Consider the following 17,058-nt stretch of genomic DNA (forward strand, 5'->3'; position numbering starts at 1 on the left):
CCCGCCACCTACCGATGGGTAGATGGATCACAGACCCAAAATGCCGGGCAGCTCGTCCATCCGCGAGAAGAACCCGCGCGCCCCCGCCAGCCGGTCCTCCGCCGTCATCGCCGTGAACCCGTACACGTCCATGCCGGCGGCCACCGCCGCCTGCACGCCGAGCCGGCTGTCCTCGACGACGACGCACCGCCCGGGCGCCACGCCCCTCCGCTCGGCCGCATGCAGGAAGAGGTCCGGCGCCGGCTTCCCCTTCCCGACGTCCTCGGCGCTGAAGACGACGTCCTCGGGGAACCAGGCGTCGAGCCCGGTCTTCCGGTGCCCGACCCGGATCCGCTCATGGCTCCCGGAGGAGGCCACACAGTACGGAACCCCCGCGGCCGCGAGCCGCTTGAGCACGTCCTCCACCCCTTCCACCGGCTCCAGCTCCTCACGGAACCCGGCGAAGACCCGCGCGTGGAAGGTGGCGTCGAAGTCCTCGGGCAGCCGCTGCCCGGTCCGTTCGAGGACGAGGTCGTGGACCCGGTGGATCGCGGCCCCCATGTAGTCGCGGAGCGAGTCCTCGTACGTGGTCGGGTGCCCGAGCTCGGTGAGATAGCCGGCGAGCAACCGGTTGGAGAGCGGCTCGCTGTCGACGAGCACGCCGTCGTTGTCGAAGATGACCAGGTCGTAGCGCATGTGCCCAGCCTAGATCCGGGCCTGAACGCAAAAATGCCTCAACCCCCGGACAGGGTCCGGGGGTTGAGGCTAAAAATTGTTCGGCGGCGTCCTACTCTCCCACAGGGTCCCCCCTGCAGTACCATCGGCGCTGAAAGGCTTAGCTTCCGGGTTCGGAATGTAACCGGGCGTTTCCCTAACGCTATGACCACCGAAACACTATGAAGTTGAACTCAACCGGAACATGGGAGTTCGTTACTTCAGAACTAACACAGTGGACGCGAGCAACTGAGGACAAGCCCTCGGCCTATTAGTACCGGTCAGCTCCACCCATTACTGGGCTTCCACATCCGGCCTATCAACCCAGTCGTCTACTGGGAGCCTTACCCTCTCAAGGAGGTGGGAATACTCATCTCGAAGCAGGCTTCCCGCTTAGATGCTTTCAGCGGTTATCCCTCCCGAACGTAGCCAACCAGCCATGCCCTTGGCAGGACAACTGGCACACCAGAGGTTCGTCCGTCCCGGTCCTCTCGTACTAGGGACAGCCCTTCTCAATATTCCTACGCGCACAGCGGATAGGGACCGAACTGTCTCACGACGTTCTAAACCCAGCTCGCGTACCGCTTTAATGGGCGAACAGCCCAACCCTTGGGACCGACTCCAGCCCCAGGATGCGACGAGCCGACATCGAGGTGCCAAACCATCCCGTCGATATGGACTCTTGGGGAAGATCAGCCTGTTATCCCCGGGGTACCTTTTATCCGTTGAGCGACGGCGCTTCCACAAGCCACCGCCGGATCACTAGTCCCGACTTTCGTCCCTGCTCGACCCGTCGGTCTCACAGTCAAGCTCCCTTGTGCACTTACACTCAACACCTGATTGCCAACCAGGCTGAGGGAACCTTTGGGCGCCTCCGTTACCCTTTGGGAGGCAACCGCCCCAGTTAAACTACCCATCAGACACTGTCCCTGATCCGGATCACGGACCCAGGTTAGACATCCAGCACGACCAGAGTGGTATTTCAACGGCGACTCCACAACCACTGGCGTGGCTGCTTCAAAGTCTCCCACCTATCCTACACAAGCCGAACCGAACACCAATATCAAACTGTAGTAAAGGTCCCGGGGTCTTTCCGTCCTGCTGCGCGAAACGAGCATCTTTACTCGTAGTGCAATTTCACCGGGCCTATGGTTGAGACAGTCGAGAAGTCGTTACGCCATTCGTGCAGGTCGGAACTTACCCGACAAGGAATTTCGCTACCTTAGGATGGTTATAGTTACCACCGCCGTTTACTGGCGCTTAAGTTCTCAGCTTCGCAACCCCGAAAGGTCACTAACCGGTCCCCTTAACGTTCCAGCACCGGGCAGGCGTCAGTCCGTATACATCGCCTTACGGCTTCGCACGGACCTGTGTTTTTAGTAAACAGTCGCTTCTCGCTGGTCTCTGCGGCCACCCCCAGCTCAGAGTGCAAGACTCATCACCAGGCGTGGCCCCCCTTCTCCCGAAGTTACGGGGGCATTTTGCCGAGTTCCTTAACCATAGTTCACCCGAACGCCTCGGTATTCTCTACCTGACCACCTGAGTCGGTTTAGGGTACGGGCCGCCATGAAACTCGCTAGAGGCTTTTCTCGACAGCATAGGATCATCCACTTCACCACAATCGGCTCGGCATCAGGTCTCAGGCTTAATGTGTGACGGATTTGCCTATCACACGCCCTACACCCTTACCCCGGGACAACCACCGCCCGGGCTGGACTACCTTCCTGCGTCACCCCATCGCTTACCTACTACCACCTTGGTTCGCCGGCTCCACCACTTTCCTTTCCCCGAAGGGTCCGGAACGGCTTCACGGGCTTAGCATTAATGGGCTCGATATTGGGCGTTTCAAAGCGGGTACCGGAATATCAACCGGTTGTCCATCGACTACGCCTGTCGGCCTCGCCTTAGGTCCCGACTTACCCTGGGCAGATCAGCTTGACCCAGGAACCCTTAGTCAATCGGCGCACACGTTTCTCACGTGTGTATCGCTACTCATGCCTGCATTCTCACTCGTGAACCGTCCACAACTCGCTTCCGCGGCTGCTTCACCCGGCACACGACGCTCCCCTACCCATCACAGTCCCCGTTGGGGGTATGTACTGCAATGACACGACTTCGGCGGTACGCTTGAGCCCCGCTACATTGTCGGCGCGGAATCACTTGACCAGTGAGCTATTACGCACTCTTTCAAGGGTGGCTGCTTCTAAGCCAACCTCCTGGTTGTCTCTGCGACTCCACATCCTTTCCCACTTAGCGTACGCTTAGGGGCCTTAGTCGATGCTCTGGGCTGTTTCCCTCTCGACCATGGAGCTTATCCCCCACAGTCTCACTGCCGTGCTCTCACTTACCGGCATTCGGAGTTTGGCTAAGGTCAGTAACCCGGTAGGGCCCATCGCCTATCCAGTGCTCTACCTCCGGCAAGAAACACACGACGCTGCACCTAAATGCATTTCGGGGAGAACCAGCTATCACGGAGTTTGATTGGCCTTTCACCCCTAACCACAGGTCATCCCCCAGGTTTTCAACCCTGGTGGGTTCGGTCCTCCACGAAGTCTTACCTCCGCTTCAACCTGCCCATGGCTAGATCACTCCGCTTCGGGTCTTGAGCGTGCTACTGAAACGCCCTATTCGGACTCGCTTTCGCTACGGCTTCCCCACACGGGTTAACCTCGCAACACACCGCAAACTCGCAGGCTCATTCTTCAAAAGGCACGCAGTCACGAGGATCCGAAGATCCCGACGCTCCCACGGCTTGTAGGCACACGGTTTCAGGTACTATTTCACTCCGCTCCCGCGGTACTTTTCACCATTCCCTCACGGTACTATCCGCTATCGGTCACCAGGTAATATTTAGGCTTAGCGGGTGGTCCCGCCAGATTCACACGGGATTTCTCGGGCCCCGTGCTACTTGGGTGTCTCTCAAACGAGCCGCTGACGTTTCGTCTACGGGGGTCTTACCCTCTACGCCGGACCTTTCGCATGTCCTTCGACTACATCAACGGTTTCTGACTCGTCCTGTCGCCGGCAGACGACAGAAGAGAGATCCCACAACCCCGCATGCGCAACCCCTGCCGGGTATCACACGCATACGGTTTGGCCTCATCCGGTTTCGCTCGCCACTACTCCCGGAATCACGGTTGTTTTCTCTTCCTGAGGGTACTGAGATGTTTCACTTCCCCTCGTTCCCTCCACACTGCCTATGTGTTCAGCAGTGGGTGACAGCCCATGACGACTGCCGGGTTTCCCCATTCGGAAACCCCCGGATCAAAGCCTGGTTGACGACTCCCCGGGGACTATCGCGGCCTCCCACGTCCTTCATCGGTTCCTGGTGCCAAGGCATCCACCGTGCGCCCTTAAAAACTTGGCCACAGATGCTCGCGTCCACTGTGTAGTTCTCAAGCAACGACCAGCCACCCATCACACCCTGCCGAAGCAGAGCTTTACTGGGGCCGGCATCGCGAAGATACAACCTTGCGGCCGTACCCTCAGATACCCAACAACGTGCCAGATGCGAGCACCGTCCGTGTCATCCGTTCCACGCCGAAGCAGTACTTGGAGACCTTCAGGTCACTCGCATCCAATAATCAACGTTCCACCCATGAGCTGACCGTGCAGAACGTTTGCCTGCAATCGGTACTGTGCTCCTTAGAAAGGAGGTGATCCAGCCGCACCTTCCGGTACGGCTACCTTGTTACGACTTCGTCCCAATCGCTGGTCCCACCTTCGACAGCTCCCTCCCACAAGGGGTTGGGCCACCGGCTTCGGGTGTTACCGACTTTCGTGACGTGACGGGCGGTGTGTACAAGGCCCGGGAACGTATTCACCGCAGCAATGCTGATCTGCGATTACTAGCAACTCCGACTTCATGGGGTCGAGTTGCAGACCCCAATCCGAACTGAGACCGGCTTTTTGAGATTCGCTCCGCCTCACGGCATCGCAGCTCTTTGTACCGGCCATTGTAGCACGTGTGCAGCCCAAGACATAAGGGGCATGATGACTTGACGTCGTCCCCACCTTCCTCCGAGTTGACCCCGGCGGTCTCCTGTGAGTCCCCATCACCCCGAAGGGCATGCTGGCAACACAGGACAAGGGTTGCGCTCGTTGCGGGACTTAACCCAACATCTCACGACACGAGCTGACGACAGCCATGCACCACCTGTATACCGACCACAAGGGGGCACCCATCTCTGGATGTTTCCGGTATATGTCAAGCCTTGGTAAGGTTCTTCGCGTTGCGTCGAATTAAGCCACATGCTCCGCTGCTTGTGCGGGCCCCCGTCAATTCCTTTGAGTTTTAGCCTTGCGGCCGTACTCCCCAGGCGGGGAACTTAATGCGTTAGCTGCGGCACCGACGACGTGGAATGTCGCCAACACCTAGTTCCCAACGTTTACGGCGTGGACTACCAGGGTATCTAATCCTGTTCGCTCCCCACGCTTTCGCTCCTCAGCGTCAGTAATGGCCCAGAGATCCGCCTTCGCCACCGGTGTTCCTCCTGATATCTGCGCATTTCACCGCTACACCAGGAATTCCGATCTCCCCTACCACACTCTAGCCTGCCCGTATCGGATGCAGACCCGGGGTTAAGCCCCGGGCTTTCACACCCGACGTGACAAGCCGCCTACGAGCTCTTTACGCCCAATAATTCCGGACAACGCTTGCGCCCTACGTATTACCGCGGCTGCTGGCACGTAGTTAGCCGGCGCTTCTTCTGCAGGTACCGTCACTTTCGCTTCTTCCCTGCTGAAAGAGGTTTACAACCCGAAGGCCGTCATCCCTCACGCGGCGTCGCTGCATCAGGCTTTCGCCCATTGTGCAATATTCCCCACTGCTGCCTCCCGTAGGAGTCTGGGCCGTGTCTCAGTCCCAGTGTGGCCGGTCGCCCTCTCAGGCCGGCTACCCGTCGTCGCCTTGGTAGGCCATTACCCCACCAACAAGCTGATAGGCCGCGGGCTCATCCTTCACCGCCGGAGCTTTCCAGACGAGGAGATGCCTCCCCGTCTCATATCCGGTATTAGACCCCGTTTCCAGGGCTTGTCCCAGAGTGAAGGGCAGATTGCCCACGTGTTACTCACCCGTTCGCCACTAATCCACCCCGAAGGGCTTCATCGTTCGACTTGCATGTGTTAAGCACGCCGCCAGCGTTCGTCCTGAGCCAGGATCAAACTCTCCGTGAATGTGTACCCGTAATCGGGTTCAACACTCGCGTTGAGCGGGACGGTCAGGTCGGAATGTGACCGACCGTCCACAGCGTCCTCGCTGTGTTTTGTTTCAAAGGAACCTCGACCATCCGAAGATGGACGGGGTATCAACTAATCTGGCGTTGATTTTTGGCACGCTGTTGAGTTCTCAAGGTGCGGACGCTTCCTTCGTTCCTGTTTCCAGGCCCTCCGGGCGCTTCCTTCGTTTCCGACTCTATCAGATCTTTCTGACCCGATTTCCTCGGTGCTTTCCGGTCCTGAGTTTCAATTCCTCGGGGCCTTCCGGCGCTTTCCGACTCTATCAGATCCTTTCGGCGTCTGATTCCCAGTCAGCGGGGTTTGTCTTCCGGGCTGTTGGGCCGTTCCGACGAGTGAGACTTTAGCGGATTCCCGGGCTCCGAAGCGAATCGGGGCCGGCGTCCAGACTTCGAACGTGGATTCCTCATTTCGCAAAAACGCACGGAAAGCAGAACGGCACGACGAATCGCGGCCGTCAGGCTCAGTGGTTCTTGCGGAATGGCTGTCCGGGGCCGACCGGGGCCGGTGCTCACGTCGGACAACTCGGAGAACACTACGGATGCGGTAATCCCGTGTCAACCCCCGTCCTCGGGCGTACTCTCTCCGTATGACTACGCGTGCGCACACCACCCAGTGGTGGGCCGCCTGACGGCGGCCCGTACTGACGCATGCACACGGCCGCCGATCCGGCGGCCGTTCGCGTATCCCCCTCCGGGAGCCGGGCCGTCGGGCCGGCTCGGGACGGAGAAGGAGCGGAACGCGATGACGAGGATCTTCAGCGGGGTCAAGCCGACCGGGCATCTGACGCTGGGCAACTACCTGGGAGCCGTACGGCGGTGGGCCGAGGTGGACCAGCACCGGGGCGAGGCGCTGTTCAGCGTGGTGGATCTGCACGCGCTGACCGTGGAGCACGATCCGGCGCGGGTGCGCAGGCTCAGTCGGCAGGCGGCGACGCTGCTGCTGGCGTCGGGGCTCGATCCGGAGGTCTGCACGCTGTTCGTGCAGAGTCACGTGGACGAGCACACCCGGCTGTCGTACCTGCTGGAGTGCACGGCCACCGACGGCGAGCTGCGGCGGATGATCCAGTACAAGGAGAAGAGCGTCCGGGCGCGGGACGCCGGGCAGGGCGTGCGGCTGTCGCTGCTCACCTATCCCGTGCTGATGGCCGCGGACATCCTGGCCTACGGGGCGGACGAGGTGCCGGTGGGTGAGGACCAGACGCAGCACGTGGAGCTGACCCGGGACCTGGCGGTGCGGTTCAACCAGCGGTACGGACACACCTTCACCGTGCCGAGGGCGACGCGGCCGGCGGTGGCGGCTCGGGTGATGGACCTCCAGGACCCCGGTTCGAAGATGGGGAAGTCGCACGAGAACGGGGCCGGGATCGTCTATCTCCTCGACGACGCGGACACCGTGCGGCGGAAGGTCATGCGGGCCGTGACGGACAGCGGGCGGGAGGTCGTCTACGACCGGGACGTCAAGCCGGGTCTCGCAAATCTGCTCGATCTGATGGCGGCGGCGACGGGTGGGAACCCGGAGGAGCTGGCCGGTGTATACGAGTCGTACGGAGCATTGAAGAAGGACACGGCGGACGCGGTCGTCGAGCTGCTGCGGCCGGTGCGGGAGCGGCATGCCGAGCTCGCGGCGGATCCGGGGTACGTGGACCGGGTGCTGCGGGACGGGGCCGAGCGGGCCCGGGGGATGGCGCGGCCGCTGGTCGACCGGGCCTACCGGGCGATCGGACTGTTGCCGGCCGTGTGACGGAAGGCGCCGCGGTAGTCGCGCGGGCTGGTGGCGAGGTGCGAGGCGAAGTGCTGGCGCATCGTGACCTCGCTGCCGAAGCCCGCGCGGCGGGCCACTTCGGGGAGGGGATGGTCGGTGAGTTCGAGGAGTTTCTGGGCGGCGGCGACGCGCTGGGCGATGAGCCAGTGGAGCGGGGTCGTGCCCGTGGTGGCCTGGAAGTGGCGGGCGAAGGAGCGGGGGGACATGCCGGCGTGGGCCGCGAGGCTCGCGACGGTGTGGGGCTGGTCGAGATGGGCGAGCGCGTGGGCGCGGACGGCGGCGAGCGCGTCCTCGTCGCGGTCGGCCCGTGGGGTGGGGCGCTCGATGAACTGGGCCTGGGTGCCGGTGCGGAAGGGGGCGGTGACCATCGAGCGGGCGACGGTGGCGGCGACCTCGGCGCCGTGGGCCGTACGGACGAGGTGGAGACAGAGGTCGATGCCGGCCGCGGTGCCGGCCGAGGTCCAGATGCCGGTGTCCTCGATGTAGAGCGCCTCCGGTTCGACGCGGATCCGGGGGTGGCGGGCGGCCAGGGTGTCGGCGAGGCGCCAGTGGGTGACCGCGCGGCGGCCGTCGAGCAGGCCGGCGCGGGCGAGGACGAAGGCGCCGGCGCAGAGGGAGGCGACGGGGACGCCGTGGTCGTGGGCGCTGCGGAGGGCGTCGAGGACGGGAGCGGGGACGTCGGCGTCGGGGTCCTCGATGCCGGGGACGAGGACGAGGTCGGTGGGGGTGAGGGTGTCGAGCCAGTCGAGGGGACGGTCGGGGGTGAGGCTCAGGCCGCCGCGGATCGGGATGGGGGTAGTCGGGTCGGCGGCGGTGCGGCGGAGGTCGAAGGCGGGGACGCCGCGGGTGGTGCGGTCGGTGCCCCAGACCTCGGTGACGACGGAGACGTCGAAGGCGCGGATGCCGGGGAAGGAGAGGAGAGCGATGCGCTGGGGGGCCGCCATGGTTGGCAGTAAACCATCGATCGTCGGCTTCCGCGCCTCTGGGAGGTGTGCCGGGGCGGCGGGAGGATCGTGGTCATGGAGATCGAGGAGAACGCAGCGCTGATCGTCATCGACGTCCAAAAGGGCTTCGAGTACGAGTTCTGGGGTCGTCGGGACAACCCGGAGGCGGAGAAGAACATGGCCGCCCTGATCGACCGGTGGCAGGAGACGGGTCGGCCGGTGGTCTTCGTGCGGCACGACTCGCCGCGGGAGGGTTCGCCGCTCATGCCGGGCACGGAAGGGAACGCGTTCAAGGACTTCGTCGAGGAGCGGCGGGGCCGGGGCGCGGGGCCCGAGGTGCTGGTGACGAAGACGGTGAACTCCGCCTTCTACGGGGAGCCGGACCTGGACGCGTGGCTGAGGGGGGCGGGGATCGGGCAGGTCGTGATCGTCGGGATCCAGACGAACATGTGCAACGAGACGACGGCCCGGATGGGCGGGAACCTCGGGTACGACGTGGTGTTCCCGCTGGACGCGATGCACACCTTCGACCTGGCGGGGCCGTTCGGCTGGACGCGGACGGCGGAGGAGCTGACCCGGGCGACGGCGGTGTCGCTGCACGGCGGGAAGTTCGCCCGGGTCGTGACGACGGAGGACGTCCTGAAGGGGACGGCCGCGTAGGGGTCAGCCGTTGCCGGAGGCGAGCTCGCGGCTGCGGTCGCGGGCGGCTTCCAGGGCGGCGATCAGGGCGGCGCGGACGCCGTGGTTCTCCAGTTCGCGGATGGCGCTGATGGTGGTGCCGGCGGGGGAGGTGACGGCTTCGCGGAGCTTCACGGGGTGTTCCCCGCTGTCGCGGAGCATGACGGCGGCGCCGATGGCGGCCTGGACGATCAGGTCGTGGGCCTGGGCGCGGGGCAGGCCGAGGAGGATGCCGGCGTCGGTCATGGCCTCGACGAGGAAGTAGAAGTAGGCCGGGCCGGAGCCGGAGAGGGCGGTGGCGGCGTCCTGCTGGGACTCGGGGACGCGGAGGGTCTTGCCGACGCCGCCGAAGATCTCCTCGGTGTGGGCGAGGTGCTCGGGGGTGGCGTGGCTGCCGCCGGAGATCACGGACATGCCCTCGTCGACGAGGACGGGGGTGTTGGGCATGACGCGGACGACGGGGGTGCCGGGGCTGAGGCGTTCCTCGATGAAGGAGGTGGGGATGCCGGCGGCGGCGCTGATGACGAGGCGGTCGGTGGCGACGTGGGGGCCGAGTTCGTCGAGGAGGCGGCCCATGTCCTGGGGCTTGACGGCGAGGATGAGGGTGTCGGCGCGCTTGGCGGCCTCGGCGTTGGTGACGGTCTCGACGCCGTAGCGGTCGCGGAGTTCCTGGGCGCGCTCGCTGCGGCGGGTGGTGACGAGGAGGTGCGCGGGGTGCCAGCCGGCTCGGATCATGCCGCTGAGGAGGGCTTCACCGATCTTGCCGGTGCCGAGGACTGCGACGGTCTGGGTCATGGCTCTGTTCACCTCGCCGGAGGGGGTACGTGTCGTCATCCTCGCACCGGCGGGGCGGCCGGTGCGCGGGGTGTCCGAGGGGCGGTCAGGCGGTGCGGCGGCGGAGGGTGGCGGCGCCGAGGGCGAGGACGAGGACGGCGCAGCCCGCGACGACGAGGGCGTCGCGGACGAAGGCGGACGTGACGTCGGGATGGTGGAGGACCTCGTTCATGCCGTCGACGGCGTACGACATGGGCAGGACGTCGGAGATGGCTTCGAGGGCGGGGGCCATCTTGTCCCGCGGGGTGAAGAGGCCGCAGAGGAGGAGCTGGGGAAAGATCACGGCCGGCATGAACTGGACGGCCTGGAACTCGGAGGCGGCGAAGGCGGAGACGAAGAGGCCGAGGGCGGTGCCGAGGAGGGCGTCGAGGAGGGCGACCAGGAGGAGGAGCCAGGGAGAGCCGACGACGTCGAGGCCGAGGAACCAGACGGCGAGGCCGGTGGCGAGGACGGACTGGAGGACGGCGACGAGGCCGAAGGCGAGGGCGTAGCCGGCGATGAGGTCGGCCTTGCCGAGGGGCATGGCGAGGAGGCGTTCCAGGGTGCCGGAGGTGCGTTCGCGCAGGGTGGCGATGGAGGTCACCAGGAACATGGTGATGAGCGGGAAGATGCCGAGGAGCGAGGCGCCGATGCTGTCGAAGGTCTGCGGGCTGCCGTCGAAGACGTAGCGGAGCAGGAAGAGCATCACGCAGGGCACCAGCAGCATCAGGGCGATCGAGCGGGGGTCGTGGCGGAGCTGGCGCAGGACGCGGGCGGCGGTGGCGAGGGTGCGGGAGGTCGTCATGGGCGGGTCTCCTGGTGGGCGGCGCGGGCCGCGGCGGCGTCGACCAGGTGGAGGAAGGCCTCTTCGACGGTGGTGGTGCCGCTCTGCTCGCGGAGGGTGTCGGGGGTGCCTTCGGCGAGGATCTCGCCCTCGCGCATGAGGAGGAGTCGGTGGCAGCGCTCGGCCTCGTCCATGACGTGGGAGGAGACGAGGAGGGTGGTGCCCCGGTCGGCGGCGAGGCGGTGGAAGAGGTCCCACAGGTCGCGGCGGAGGACGGGGTCGAGGCCGACGGTGGGTTCGTCGAGGACGAGCAGGTCGGGGGTGCCGAGGAGGGCGACGGCGAGGGAGACGCGGCTGCGCTGGCCGCCGGAGAGGCGTCCGGCGAGGGCGTCGGCGTGGTCGGGGAGGTCGACGTCGGCGAGGGCGTGGTCGACGGCGGCGCGGCGGGCGGGGCGGTGGGCGCGGCCGGGGAGGAGGACGGAGGCGAAGTAGTCGAGGTTCTGCCGGACGGTGAGGTCGTCGTAGACGGAGGGGGCCTGGGTGACGTAGCCGATGCGGGGGCGGAGGCCGGGGTGTCCCGCGGGGCTGCCGAGGACGGTGAGGGTGCCGGTGACCTTGGCCTGGGTGCCGACGATCGCGCGCATGAGGGTGGTCTTGCCGCAGCCGGAGGGGCCGAGGAGGCCGGTGACGCGGCCGGCGGGGACGGTGAAGCCGAGGCCGCGCAGGACGGTGCGGTCGCCGCGTACGGCGGTGAGGTCCCGGGCGGTGATCGCGGGTTTCCGGTCGGGGGGTTCGGGCTCCCCCGCGCTGTAATTCATCATGTGATGAATAGTGGGGACGGAGAAGCCCCCGCGTCAAGGATCGCGGGGGCTCGGACGGGCCGGGTCCGGACGCGCCGGGCCGTTCCTCAGGGGCGCTTGGGCTTCTTGCGGGCGGCCGGGTTGCCGGTGCGGGCGCCCCGCCGCTTCTCGTGGCGGGCGCGGGCCGTCTCGTACTCGGCGCGGCGGAGCTTCTCGCCGGGGGCCTCCAGGAGACAGCGGAGGGCGTAGGCGAGGAGCACGCCGATGAAGCCGATGGCCTTGAGGCTCTTGAGGGAGTCCTCGCGGGCCTGGTCGGCGGGGCGCCGGCCGAAGCCCTCCCAGGTCTTGGCGAAGGCGATCGCCGAGCAGATCGCGAACATCAGGATGACCAGCGTGTTCACCAGCCCGCCGACGTCCGCGACCTGGAGCCCCTGGTAGGCGAAGCGGAGGACGAAGGCGCCCGCGGCGGCCGCGGCGAGCGCGCCGACCGCGAGGCCGGCGCGCCGCAGGCCGTAGTGGGCGCTGTGGTCGACCCAGGTCGTCCCGAAGAAACGGATCTCCTCGGGCTGGGGTCCGCTCGTGCCGGTTCCGGGGGTCTGCTTGTCCTCGCTCACGAGGTCGATTATCCCCGGTGGGGCGCCGAAGCGGCCGAGGCGAAGGTCCTCAGGCGCAGCGCGGCGCGACGTAGTCGTCGCTGCCGGTCTTCACGTAGGCGTCGGAGACGTACTGCCCCGGGGCGATGCTGTCCCAGATGCGGGTGGTGCCGTACGGGCCGGAGACCCACTCGCCGGGCTTCTGGCAGTAGATCGGGACGGTCACGCCCTCGGCGAGCACCCGGACCACCGGGTACTGGGTGCTCGGACCGGAGCGGACGTTGACCCGGTAGCCCGGCGCGACCGGGTAGTACTTCACCGTCATGACTGTTCTCCCCCTGGCTTCACTCTGTGCGACGCGCGCAGGCTAGCAAGCTCCTCCGACATCGCGAGGGCCATCGACTAGGCTCCTCGCGTCGCGCACGCGCGCGTGGACGGACGCGGAACCACACGGGGGTGGGAGATGCCGCCGTTGAGCAGTACCGACGCGGGACGGAACGCCGAGGGTCCTGAGTACGCCGGGGAGTACCGGCTGCAGGCGGTGCTCGGCGCGGGCGGAATGGGCGTCGTCCATCTGGCCTCCTCTCCCTCCGGGCTGCGGCTCGCCGTGAAGGTGGTGCACGCGCGCTACGCGGAGGATCCCGACTTCCGGGCCCGCTTCCGGCAGGAGGTGGCCGCCGCCCGCCGGGTCAGCGGCGCCTTCACCGCGCCCGTCGTGGACGCCGACCCGGACGCCGAGCGGCCCTGGATGGCCACCCTCTACGTCCCCGGCCCGACCCTCGCCGACCAGGTCCGCCAGCGCGGCCCGCTCTCCCCCGCCGAACTGCGCCGGCTGACCGCCGGGCTCGCCGAGGCGCTGCGCGACATCCACCGCGCCGGAGTGGTGCACCGGGACCTCAAGCCCAGCAACGTGCTCCTCACCGACTCCGGGCCCAAGGTCATCGACTTCGGGATCTCCCGGCCCGTCGACAGCGACCTGCACACCGAGACCGGGAAGCTGATCGGCTCGCCGCCGTTCATGGCGCCCGAGCAGTTCCAGCGGCCGCGCGAGGTCGGGCCGTCCGCCGACGTCTTCGCGCTCGGCTCGGTGCTGGTGCACGCGGCGACCGGGCACGGCCCCTTCGACTCGGACAGCCCGTACATCGTGGCCTACCAGGTGGTCCACGACGAGCCGGACCTGTCCGGCGTGCCCGCCGAGCTCGCGCCGCTGGTCGCGCGCTGCCTCGCCAAGGAGGCGGCCGACCGGCCGACGCCCGCCGAGATCATGGCTGCCCTGCTGCCGCCCTCGTACGAGGCCGAGGCGTTCATACCGGCCCAGCGGCGGCGGCCCGCGCTGCCCGCCGACCCCTTCGCGCCGGACGGGCGCACCGGCGGCCCCGCCGGGACCCGGGCCGCCGACCTCGCCCGGGGCGACACCACGACCCGGGACGCCGTGCCCGCCCCGCCCGCGCGACGGCGGCGCCACCGGCTCGCCCCGCGGCTCACGGTCTCCGCCGCGGTCGTGCTCGTCCTCGCCGGGGCCGGGGCGTACGCGGCGCTGCGCCCGCCGGCCCGGCCCGCGGTCGAGGGGCCCGCCCACCCCGCCGAGGTGGCGACCTCCTTCGACGGCTGGGTCACCCGGCTCCAGGAGTACGGCGGCTCCGCCGCGCCCGCCTGCGCCCACGAGGCCGGCTCGCTCTACTGCGCCGCGCGGGGCGTGGCGCTCGCCCGCCTCGACCCGCGCACCGGCGAGGTCCTGTGGAAGCGGACCGGGCCGGTCGACCCGGAGATGCCGGACGCGCCCGTGCCGCTGGCCGGCGGGCCGGACCCGCTGGTCGGCGCCGCGCCGAAGGCCGGTCCGCTGCGCGCGTACGAGGTCGGGGAGGGGACGCCCGGCTGGACCGCGCGCGCGGACGTGCCCGAGACGTACCGGCCGGCCGGGCCGGTGGTGGTCCTCTCCGACGGACGCGGCGCGCTGCGGGCGGTGGACGCGCGGACCGGGTCCCGGCGGTGGGCGCACCGGCTGGCCGGGTTCGACGCGCCGGTGCTCGGCGCCTACGACGCGCCGACGGGGCTGCTCACCGTCTCCGAGACGGCGGCGGACGGGCGGAGCAGCCGGATCGCGGCCCTGCTGCCGGAGACCGGCGAGATCGTGTGGAGCCGGGTGGTGACCGGGGACGCCGCCCCGGTGGGCCGGACCGGCGACGGGACGCTGGTCCTCGCCACCCGCTACCAGGGCCACCTGGTCGACGGGCTCGTGCTGCTCGCGCCGGGCGATCCCGGCGACCCGGGCAGCGGCCCCGACGCCGGTGCGGAGCGCCGGGTCGGGATCCAGGAGCGGATGCAGCTCAGCGGCATCGCCGTGCGGGGCCGGGTCGTGTACCTGCTCTCCATGGACGGGCGGCTGCTCGCCCTGGACACGGCGGTGGAGAAGGGCGGTCGGCTGTGGGAGCTGGAGACGGGGGCCTCGAACGTCTCCGTGCCGGTCCTGGGCCCCGACGAGCGCCTCTATCTGTCGGCGGCGGACGGGCGGCTGTTCGCGGTGGACACCGCGCGCGGCGCGGTCGTCGGGCAGACCCGGCCGCGGCTGCGGAACGGGCGGCTCGGGTACGCGACGCAGGTGCCGGCCCCGCTGGTCTCCGGGGACCGGGTGTTCGGGACGGCGCCGGACGGTTCGGTCTTCGCGGTGGACGCGCGCGTGGCGGAGTCCTGGTAGGGCCGCACTTCTGAGGCCCCGCGCTTCCGGGGCCCGCGGCAGGACGTACGCGCGCGTGGAGCCGCCGGGGGACGACGACGGCGCCACGCGCGCGGGGCGTCAGCCGAGCTTCGTCACGTCCCGGACGGCGCCCTTGTCGGCGCTGGTCGCCATCGCGGCGTACGCGCGGAGGGCGGCCGACACCTTGCGCTCGCGGTTCTTCGGCGCGTAGACGCCGCCGAGGGCCTCGCGGCGGGCGGCGAGGGTGGCGTCGTCGACGAGCAGCTCGATCGCGCGGTTCGGGATGTCGATGCGGATCCGGTCGCCGTCCTCGACGAGGGCGATGGTGCCGCCGGAGGCGGCTTCCGGGGAGGCGTGGCCGATGGAGAGGCCCGAGGTGCCGCCGGAGAAGCGGCCGTCGGTCACCAGGGCGCAGGTCTTGCCCAGGCCCCGGCCCTTGAGGAAGGAGGTCGGGTAGAGCATCTCCTGCATGCCGGGGCCGCCCTTGGGGCCCTCGTAGCGGATGACGACCACGTCGCCGTCCGTGACCTGCTTGTTGAGGATCTTCTCGACGGCCTCCTCCTGCGACTCGCAGACGACGGCCGGGCCCTCGAAGGTCCAGATCGACTCGTCGACGCCGGCCGTCTTCACGACGCAGCCGTCGACGGCGAGGTTGCCGCGCAGGACGGCGAGGCCGCCGTCCTTGGAGTAGGCGTGGGCGACGTCGCGGATGCAGCCGCCGGCCGCGTCCAGGTCGAGGCTCTCCCAGCGCTCGGACTGGGAGAACGCCTCCGCGGAGCGGACGCAGCCGGGGGCGGCGTGGAACAGCTCCACGGCCTCGTCGCTGGGCGAGCCGCCGCGCACGTCCCAGGTGTCCAGCCACTCCTTGACGGAGCGGGAGTGGACCGCGTGGACGTCCTCGTTGAGCAGCCCGGCGCGGTAGAGCTCGCCGAGGATGGCGGGGATGCCGCCGGCCCGGTGCACGTCCTCCATGTAGTACGTGCCGCGCGGGGCGACGTTCGGGGCGACCTTGGCCAGGCAGGGGACGCGGCGCGAGACCTCGTCCATGTCGGACAGGCCGTAGTCCAGCTCGGCCTCCTGGGCGGCGGCGAGCAGGTGCAGGATCGTGTTGGTCGAGCCGCCCATGGCGATGTCCAGCGCCATCGCGTTCTCGAAGGCCGCGCGGGTGGCGACGGAGCGCGGCAGGACGGAGGCGTCGTCCTCGTCGTAGTACCGGTGGGTGATCTCGACGACCGTGCGGGCCGCGTTCTCGTACAGGGCGCGGCGGCCGGTGTGGGTGGCGAGCATCGAGCCGTTGCCCGGGAGGGAGAGGCCGATGGCCTCGGTCAGGCAGTTCATCGAGTTGGCGGTGAACATGCCGGAACACGAGCCGCAGGTAGGGCAGGCGTTCTCCTCGATGCGGAGGATGTCCTCGTCCGAGATCTTGTCGTTCACGGCGTCGGAGATCGCGTCGACCAGGTCGAGCGTGCGGACGGTGCCGTCGACGAGGGTGGCGCGGCCGGACTCCATCGGACCGCCGGAGACGAAGACCGTCGGGATGTTCAGGCGCAGCGCGGCCATCAGCATGCCCGGGGTGATCTTGTCGCAGTTGGAGATGCAGATCAGGGCGTCGGCGCAGTGGGCCTCGACCATGTACTCGACGCTGTCCGCGATCAGGTCGCGGGAGGGCAGGCTGTAGAGCATGCCGCCGTGGCCCATGGCGATGCCGTCGTCGACGGCGATCGTGTTGAACTCGCGGGCGATGCCGCCGGCGGCGGTGATGGCCTCGGAGACGATCCGGCCGACGGGCTGGAGGTGGGTGTGGCCGGGGACGAACTCGGTGAAGGAGTTCGCCACGGCGATGATCGGCTTCCGCCCGATGTCCGCGCCCGGTACACCGGAGGCGCGCATAAGGGCGCGGGCGCCCGCCATGTTGCGGCCGTGGGTGACTGTGCGGGACCTCAGCTCGGGCATCGTCGCTCGCTCCTCGTGATGGGTGTGCTTGTGTCGAGCGTACGCCGACGCTCCAAGATCTGGACAGGACGTCCGGAATACGGGACGGGATTTCAGGGATCGGTCA

At 67.9% G+C, this 17,058-nt stretch carries 11 protein-coding genes and 3 rRNA genes; 3 read left to right on the top strand and 11 right to left on the bottom strand.

Features of this window, described 5'->3' with window-relative positions:
• Window positions 1–27 precede the first annotated feature (27 nt).
• From ABFY03_RS16740 to ABFY03_RS16755, 4 genes are all read right to left on the bottom strand, one after another.
• Window positions 28–675 (bottom strand): HAD family hydrolase, encoded by a 648-nt coding sequence (locus tag ABFY03_RS16740; protein ID WP_346170247.1) that lies wholly within the window; start codon window positions 673–675, stop codon window positions 28–30.
• Between the two features lie 78 nt (window positions 676–753).
• Window positions 754–870: ribosomal RNA gene (gene rrf, locus ABFY03_RS16745) — 5S ribosomal RNA — on the bottom strand.
• Between the two features lie 74 nt (window positions 871–944).
• Window positions 945–4,060, bottom strand: a 23S ribosomal RNA gene (locus ABFY03_RS16750).
• A 282-nt stretch (window positions 4,061–4,342) separates the two neighbouring features.
• Window positions 4,343–5,868, bottom strand: a 16S ribosomal RNA gene (locus tag ABFY03_RS16755).
• The 16S, 23S and 5S rRNA genes sit together here, the layout of an rRNA operon.
• An 804-nt stretch (window positions 5,869–6,672) precedes the next feature.
• Here ABFY03_RS16755 and trpS point away from each other — a divergent pair.
• Window positions 6,673–7,671, top strand: a complete 999-nt coding sequence (gene trpS, locus ABFY03_RS16760; protein WP_319008969.1) for a tryptophan--tRNA ligase — start codon at window positions 6,673–6,675, stop codon at window positions 7,669–7,671.
• Here the strand turns inward: trpS and ABFY03_RS16765 are convergent.
• Window positions 7,638–8,636 (bottom strand): GlxA family transcriptional regulator, encoded by a 999-nt coding sequence (locus ABFY03_RS16765; RefSeq protein ID WP_346170248.1) that lies wholly within the window; start codon window positions 8,634–8,636, stop codon window positions 7,638–7,640. The two genes, trpS and ABFY03_RS16765, sit on opposite strands and share 34 nt — an antisense overlap.
• A gap of 75 nt (window positions 8,637–8,711) precedes the next feature.
• On the opposite strand from ABFY03_RS16765, the gene ABFY03_RS16770 reads away from it, so the two are divergent.
• Complete coding sequence (locus ABFY03_RS16770) at window positions 8,712–9,296, top strand: cysteine hydrolase family protein (protein WP_319008971.1); 585 nt, start codon at window positions 8,712–8,714, stop codon at window positions 9,294–9,296.
• 3 nt (window positions 9,297–9,299) lie between these two features.
• On the opposite strand, the gene proC is transcribed toward ABFY03_RS16770, so the two are convergent.
• The 5 genes from proC to ABFY03_RS16795 all read right to left on the bottom strand — a co-directional run bounded on the left by proC (window position 9,300) and on the right by ABFY03_RS16795 (window position 12,629).
• Window positions 9,300–10,109: a pyrroline-5-carboxylate reductase gene (gene proC, locus ABFY03_RS16775; RefSeq protein ID WP_319008972.1), complete on the bottom strand. Its 810-nt coding sequence runs from the start codon at window positions 10,107–10,109 to the stop codon at window positions 9,300–9,302.
• A gap of 85 nt (window positions 10,110–10,194) precedes the next feature.
• Window positions 10,195–10,932 (bottom strand): ABC transporter permease, encoded by a 738-nt coding sequence (locus ABFY03_RS16780; RefSeq protein ID WP_319008973.1) that lies wholly within the window; start codon window positions 10,930–10,932, stop codon window positions 10,195–10,197.
• Window positions 10,929–11,732 carry an ABC transporter ATP-binding protein gene (locus ABFY03_RS16785; RefSeq protein ID WP_319008974.1) on the bottom strand — a complete coding sequence of 268 codons (804 nt, stop codon included), beginning with the start codon at window positions 11,730–11,732 and terminating at the stop codon, window positions 10,929–10,931. The genes ABFY03_RS16780 and ABFY03_RS16785 overlap by 4 nt, the downstream gene beginning before the upstream one ends.
• Before the next feature lie 86 nt (window positions 11,733–11,818).
• Window positions 11,819–12,325 (bottom strand): hypothetical protein, encoded by a 507-nt coding sequence (locus tag ABFY03_RS16790; RefSeq protein ID WP_319008975.1) that lies wholly within the window; start codon window positions 12,323–12,325, stop codon window positions 11,819–11,821.
• A gap of 49 nt (window positions 12,326–12,374) precedes the next feature.
• On the bottom strand, window positions 12,375–12,629 hold the full coding sequence (locus ABFY03_RS16795; RefSeq protein WP_319008976.1) for an SH3 domain-containing protein: 255 nt from the start codon (window positions 12,627–12,629) through the stop codon (window positions 12,375–12,377).
• 138 nt (window positions 12,630–12,767) lie between these two features.
• Between ABFY03_RS16795 and ABFY03_RS16800 the strand changes: the two genes are divergently transcribed.
• Window positions 12,768–14,999 (top strand): protein kinase domain-containing protein, encoded by a 2,232-nt coding sequence (locus ABFY03_RS16800; protein WP_346170249.1) that lies wholly within the window; start codon window positions 12,768–12,770, stop codon window positions 14,997–14,999.
• A 99-nt stretch (window positions 15,000–15,098) separates the two neighbouring features.
• Here ABFY03_RS16800 and ilvD read toward each other — a convergent pair whose 3' ends face one another.
• Window positions 15,099–16,952, bottom strand: coding sequence for a dihydroxy-acid dehydratase (gene ilvD / locus ABFY03_RS16805; RefSeq protein WP_319008978.1), 1,854 nt, complete (start codon window positions 16,950–16,952; stop codon window positions 15,099–15,101).
• Between the last annotated feature and the right edge of the window lie 106 nt (window positions 16,953–17,058).

The sequence above is a fragment of the Streptomyces roseofulvus genome, from assembly GCF_039534915.1.
Lineage (GTDB): Bacteria > Actinomycetota > Actinomycetes > Streptomycetales > Streptomycetaceae > Streptomyces > Streptomyces roseofulvus.